The organism is Streptococcus sp. GMD6S (genome assembly GCF_000297015.1).
Genome location: NZ_AJRH01000251.1, coordinates 1 through 596 on the forward strand (window position 1 = coordinate 1; position 596 = coordinate 596).

Here is a 596-nt window from a genome sequence, read left to right on the forward strand (position 1 = left end):
GCAACCGAAGCTTTTGCCACGATATAGTCAACTTGCTCTTGGTTCAACTTGCGCATTTCATCAAGCGCAACCAAGGCTTTTTTCACGAGACCATCGACATGCTTTTCAGCAGCAAGTTGTTTTTCCTCTGGTGTTACTGTTTTTTTATCAGCCATATTATCCTCCATAGCCTTTAAGGATGTTATCCTTTGTTAATTTTTTCACAAGTTTATTATAACTCTTTTTTTATGCTTTGTAAACAGTTTCATAAGCATTTCACAAAGAATTTTTCTGAGATTGTGATTTTTTTCTCAATGCATCTATACAATAGAGTTTTGTCTGGACGATTGTGAAATTATGGAAAAATTTTTTTATTTCACAAAGTTTTTCTAGTTGATAGTTAGTTCTCGAATTTAAGCGAAGAAAGCGTTTTCTTTTCAGACTTTGAAAATAGTCTCCTAACTTGGAGACTACTGTTTTTGCTGGAAAACGCCTTGTTTAAAGGTTCCTTCATAAACGACTTCTTGCTCTGTAGTCAACTTCCCTTGACCTTCAGCCTGACCATTTACAAAATCACCTTCGTATTTCCAGCCATCTTTTGATTGAAAAGTCCCTTT

Annotated in this window: 1 pseudogene; it reads right to left on the bottom strand. The window is 35.1% G+C overall.

Annotated features, from left to right (window positions below):
• Nucleotides 1-449 precede the first annotated feature (449 nt).
• Nucleotides 450-596: pseudogene (locus GMD6S_RS13085) on the bottom strand (hypothetical protein); the annotation flags it as partial.